5 protein-coding genes are annotated in these 5,725 nt (G+C 30.2%); all 5 read right to left on the bottom strand.

Translation table 11 applies throughout. From position 1 onward, the window contains the following. Positions 1-311 precede the first annotated feature (311 nt). The 5 genes from B4E95_RS11155 to B4E95_RS11135 all read right to left on the bottom strand — a co-directional run bounded on the left by B4E95_RS11155 (position 312) and on the right by B4E95_RS11135 (position 5,393). The gene (locus B4E95_RS11155; protein WP_291091566.1) at positions 312-1,226 is read right to left on the bottom strand and encodes a hypothetical protein; all 915 of its coding nucleotides are present in this window, start codon (positions 1,224-1,226) and stop codon (positions 312-314) included. Beyond that, entirely contained in the window at positions 1,223-2,452 is a 1,230-nt protein-coding gene (locus tag B4E95_RS11150) for a polysaccharide deacetylase family protein (RefSeq protein ID WP_291091564.1), read from the bottom strand. Before B4E95_RS11150 ends, B4E95_RS11155 begins: the two co-directional genes overlap by 4 nt. 27 nt (positions 2,453-2,479) lie before the next feature. Beyond that, positions 2,480-3,181, bottom strand: coding sequence for a RadC family protein (gene radC, locus B4E95_RS11145; protein ID WP_291091562.1), 702 nt, complete (start codon positions 3,179-3,181; stop codon positions 2,480-2,482). Continuing rightward, positions 3,159-3,632 carry a hypothetical protein gene (locus tag B4E95_RS11140; RefSeq protein ID WP_291091560.1) on the bottom strand — a complete coding sequence of 158 codons (474 nt, stop codon included), beginning with the start codon at positions 3,630-3,632 and terminating at the stop codon, positions 3,159-3,161. Before B4E95_RS11140 ends, radC begins: the two co-directional genes overlap by 23 nt. A gap of 78 nt (positions 3,633-3,710) precedes the next feature. Next, the gene (locus tag B4E95_RS11135) at positions 3,711-5,393 is read right to left on the bottom strand and encodes a glutamine--tRNA ligase/YqeY domain fusion protein (RefSeq protein ID WP_291091558.1); all 1,683 of its coding nucleotides are present in this window, start codon (positions 5,391-5,393) and stop codon (positions 3,711-3,713) included. Positions 5,394-5,725 lie beyond the last annotated feature (332 nt).

The raw sequence follows: 5,725 nt of genomic DNA, 5'->3' as shown, positions 1-5,725 counted from the left end.
GTTTTTAGGGAAGATTACACTATATCCAATATTTTTCCAGCAGCATCACCAAAAGTTATTTTACTAAAACTTCCTAAACGATAAATGATTAAGAAAAATAAAGTAATAAATAAATGGTAAATTTTTTTCACTCGTTTTGTATTAATGAGAAACAATATGCTTTTGTAGTAACTTTTGAATATAGAATTTATAACGATTTTTTTGGATAAAAATTGTGGGATCAGAAATACAATTATCCATCGGAATACGTTGAATATTTGTTGTAATCTCATCATCTTTTATTCCTGTCGTACCAAATGTAAAATCTGATTTTATAGTATTAAAAAGTTATTGTTCGAAAGAAATATATTTTTTTTAAAACTTAAATTACAATAGGTTGTATACATATTTATTTTTGCATTATAACTTTTATTAAACTTATTTACACCTTCTAAATTAGAGCCTTCAAAATCAAATATGTATTGATTTCCAGAAAAATGTTCAATTATTTTATATATTAAATAAGCAAATCCGCCTTTTGTTTCGATGTTTTTATTTCTTGCAGAACTTAATAAAATGATTCTTTTTTTTGCTTGCAAAACTAGAGCAGAGCATAGAGTTTTATCATCTTTTGTATTCAATGTAAATTGTATAAGGTGATTTGAAATAGAATTGTTAGTTAAAAAATTCTGAAAAAGATTTAAGTCTAATTTTTCAGTAAAAGAATGATTTGATTGCTGTATTTCTATGAATTTATAGATGTTAGTTTCTTTAATAATTTTTAATTCTTCAACATCATTTCGTCTAAAATCTTTTTTTCTGTCTTTTAATGTATTTTCAAATATTATATTGAAAGATTGACGAATGTCCAAAATTTGATTCACTCGCTTTATTCCTTTCGGTTCAAAAATCTCTGTATTTTCCTCATTAAAAGCATAAGCTCTCACTAAATTTCGATGTAGTTTTTTCTCAAAAAGTTGAAAAGTTTCTTTTGAGAAATTTTCTTGATGAAAAACTCCTAGTTGTTGACAATAAATTGGTTGTGTAATAAATTTTATACCAATTTTTTTTGTATATGGCAAAGGCATTATGGCTTCATAATCGTTCAAAACATAACAATCCCAATTGTTTTCAACTAAAGCATCCAAATAAAAAACTTCGGCATAAATGCGGTAATTCACCGATTTGTTGAGACATTCGGTGTATTTATTAACATCTAATTTTTTTCGAGAAACTCTTTTTATCATTCAAAAATACTTTCGTAAACTTTTCGCCATTCAGCCCAATCTTCGTTCAAGTTTGATTGGTGGAATAATGTTATAAACGTTCCGTTTGTGGCTTTAATTGTTTGTTTCAATCGTTTTATTTCTTCTAAAGCCTGTTGTGGTGTTAATTTTAAATAATTTTTCAATGTAACATCCATTGCGACAAAAGGATATATTGTTAACAATGTTTGTCGATTTGTTGATAAATCAAACCATTTGAATGGAGTAGAAGTACCAGCTCTAAAGCCTAATTGATGTGGGAATCCCATGGTGTAATCTTCCGAAATTTCGTTTATTAACAATTGTTGATAAGTGTATGGAAAGTTCAATTTAATGAAATGTTGACGTGATTTTTTTATCGGTTGATTGATGATTTTTTCTAATCGATTAATTTCAGTTGTTAATTTATTTTCTTCAAAATTAGATTGATAAGAAGGATGAATTCCAATTTTTGCCCAAGTTGAAATGTTATTCATTAAATCTTTTTGAGCATTATTTTTCCATTGATGATTTTTATCAAAAGTAGAATAATCACCCAATAACCAAAAGAAAACTGTTTCAATTTGATGTTTTTCAGCTAAATCTTTCAAATAATCAAATGTATCATAAGGATCTTTTTCTTTCTGATTCAAAACCTTGATTTGCTGTTTTGCTTCCGAAAAATTTCCTTTAATAATTTTCTTAAAAAGTGAACCAAATTTTACTTTAGGTGAATGATGAAGATATTTCCATGCATAATCTACATCGTGAGTATTAATCTGTTTGAAAACTCTCTGTTTAAAAGATATTTTAGGAAATTTAGACTTTATTTTTTGTTGAATTTCAAGACAAATTTCATCTACAATTGGTTTCGAATAATCTAAATCCGAACCTAAAAAACGATTGTGTTGATCAAATTGTTCTGGTTTTGCAATGTATTCTTCATAACGAGAAAGAAAATAAAAACATTTACCAAATTCATTTAAAATTGAATAATCAATATCTTTTCGAATAGTTATTTCTAATAAAATATCATCAACTTTATAATTGATTTCATTATCAAAAAATTGATTCGAAAAGTTGATTTTTGGTAAAATTGATTGTGAAAACTCATCAAAATCTGTAGTCGTTTTGTAGTCAATTCCCAAAAAATCATGAAAAATAAAATCGAAAATATATTCAATTCGACTCGTAATTTTTTCTGTAAATATGATGATTTCTTGACTCAAAATAGTTTTCAATAAAGCTTAAAGATATCAAATTAGGTCATCATCCGCAAATGAATAAAAGTCTTTTTGAGAAACAATAATGTGATCTAAAACTTGAATATCCAAAAGCGTAGCACCTTCTTTAATTTTTCGAGTAATATGTATGTCAGATTGACTTGGAGTTAGATTTCCAGAGGGATGGTTGTGCGAAAGTATCATTCCTGTTGCCATTAATTCTAAGGCGCGTTTAAAAATTACTCGAATATCGACGGCGGTTTGATTAATTCCACCTCGCGAAATTTGCTCAGTTTTTATAATTCGATTTCCTTGATTCAGAAACATTACCCAAAATTCTTCGTTTGGTAAATCGCCAATTTGTTGCTGTAAAATGATGGCTGCATCTTTACTCGAAGTAATTTTATCACGTTCCAAAACTTCTTGTGCATTTCGTCTTCTACCAATTTCCATTGCTGTGATTATCGAAATTGCTTTTGCTTCTCCAACTCCTTTGAATTTGCATAAATCTACAATTGAATATTTAGCTAATTCATTCCAATTATTATTAGCAGAATTTAAGATTCGTTTGGCTAATTCTACAGCCGACTCTTCACGATTTCCGCTTCCCATAATAATGGCTAACAATTCGGCATCAGAAAGTGATGAACGTCCTTTTATAGCTAATTTTTCACGTGGACGATCATCTTCATTCCAGTTTTTTATCGAATTTTTATTCTCTAAGTAATCCGTCATCGTTTTTGCCAATTTTTATATAAGTGTAATAAAAACCGTCATGAAATTCTTCGCTAATTCCGAGTATATTTTGCTCAAGATGAAAACTTTTTCCCATCGAAGTGTTTCCATTGGTAAAAATCATTGGAACAAGCTCTGTTTTGTGAATACTTTTCCCTTTTGCTACATTATAAGTTACTCGATTTTTTTCCTTGCCATTGATAATTGTAACCATTTCGGTAGGTGTAAATTCTATAACTGTAACACGATCTGCAGGAGGTTGTTGTTCGCGTCCTACGATTCCACCTGAAAGTTTTATCAATTTCCATCTCCCAATAAGTGTTGGTTCTTGCGTTTTTTCAATTTTATCAGTAGAATCATTCGCTTTTTCTTCTGTTGTCGCTTTGGTTGATTTGCAACTTGATAAGGTGATAAATGCAGTAAATATGATGTAAGTGATTTTATTTTTCATGGTTGATAATTTAGATTAAATATAATAAAAAAAGCTCGAACAAATTTGTTCGAGCTTGATATTTAATAAAATAGATTTTTATTTATTGACTTTTGCCCAAGTGTCTTTAAGCGTAACAGTTCTATTGAAAATTAATTTTTCTGTAGAAGAATCACGATCTAAAGCAAAATATCCAATACGTTGAAATTGGAATTTATCCTCCACTTTAGCTTCTTTCAAAGCAGGCTCAGCAAAACCTTCTTTTACAGTTAAAGAATTTGGATTAACAAATTGTAAAAAGTCAACATCTTTCTCTGCATCTGGCGATTCAACTGTAAATAAACGATCATATTCGCGCACTTCGATTGGAATATTCTCTGTTGCAGAAACCCAATGCAATGTACCTTTTACTTTACGTTTAGAAGCTTCAGTTCCGCTTCCAGACTTCGTTTCAGGATCGTAAGTTGCATAGATTGTTGTGATATTTCCTTCAGCATCTTTTTCTACTCTTTCAGCTTTAATGAAATATGCACCTTTCAAACGAACTTCATTTCCTAAAGATAAACGGAAGAATTTTTTAGGAGCTTCTTCCATAAAATCTTCACGTTCGATATAGATTTCACGTGTAAAAGGAACGATACGAGTTCCAGCGGTTTCATCTTCTGGATTATTCTCAATTTCTAATTCCTCCACTTGTCCTTCCGGATAATTTTCGATAATCACTTTTACTGGATCAATGACAGCAAAAACACGAGGTGCAATTTTATTTAAATGATCACGAACAGAGAATTCTAACAACGAAATATCCAATACATTATCACGTTTTGCAACACCGGCTGTATTCCAGAAATTTTTGATAGATTCTGACGTATAACCGCGACGACGCAAACCTGAAATTGTAGGCATACGTGGATCATCCCAACCTGTTACAACTCCTTCTTGAACCAATTTCATCAATTTACGTTTACTTGTAATCATGTACGAAACATTACCACGAGCAAATTCGCGTTGTTTTGGTTTTTGAGGTTGATTTGGCAACTCAACATTATTCGCATACCATTCGTATAAATCGCGGTGATTTTTGAATTCTAACGAACACAATGAGTGAGAAATTCCTTCGATATAATCAGATTCTCCATGCGTCCAATCGTACATTGGGTACATTTTCCATGTATCTCCAGTGCGGTGATGAGGACGTTTCAAAATACGATACATAACAGGGTCTCGCATGTTCATATTAGGAGAAGTCATGTCAATTTTTGCACGTAAAACATGTGTTCCTTCTTCAAATTCTCCCGCTTTCATTCGTTCGAAAAGATCTAAATTTTCTTCAACAGAACGATTTCTGAAAGGTGATTCAATTCCAGGTTCAAAAGGTGTTTTACGTTGTTCATTAATCACTTCTGAAGATTGATCGTCGATGTACGCTTTTCCTTCTTTAATTAATTGAACAGCCCAATCGTAAAGCTGCTGGAAATAATCAGAAGCATAGCGTTCTTCAGCCCACTCGAAACCTAACCATTTCACATCTTCGCGGATAGAATCTACGAATTCTTGTTCTTCTTTGTCAGGATTAGTGTCATCAAAACGTAAGTTTACAGGCGCATTGTAACGCTGTCCTAAACCGAAGTTTAAGCAGATTGCTTTTGCATGCCCGATATGCAAATAACCATTTGGTTCTGGTGGGAAACGAAAACGTAAATTTTCTTTCGGCATCCCGTTGGCTAAATCATCTTCAATGATTTGCTCAATAAAATTCAATGATTTTTTTTCTTCTTCCATTTTTTAATTACGATTGAGTTTGCAAAGGTACGAAATTGACAATAAAAATTGAGTGATTGTTTTTTGAAAATTGAGTACATTTAATTCAAAAATTTGAAGAGTAATGAAAAGATTACGAGTATTTTGTGAATTTTATAAAGTTAATTTAGTCGTGTTCTTGATATGGAGCATATTAATTGGTTGTGTTTTTGGACCAGTTATATATATGAATTCAATAATTATTATAGCTATTATTTCAGAAATTACATCCTTTCTTTTTTATAAATTTTATAGAAAACATGAATTATATTTTTACTATAATTTTAGATTTTCATTAAGAAAATTGTATTTTT

This window comes from Empedobacter sp. UBA7494 (assembly GCF_002478465.1).
Classification (GTDB): Bacteria; Bacteroidota; Bacteroidia; order Flavobacteriales; family Weeksellaceae; genus Empedobacter; species Empedobacter falsenii_B.
Note: the sequence above shows the minus strand (reverse complement) of the source record. Positions and strands in the feature narration are given on the sequence as shown.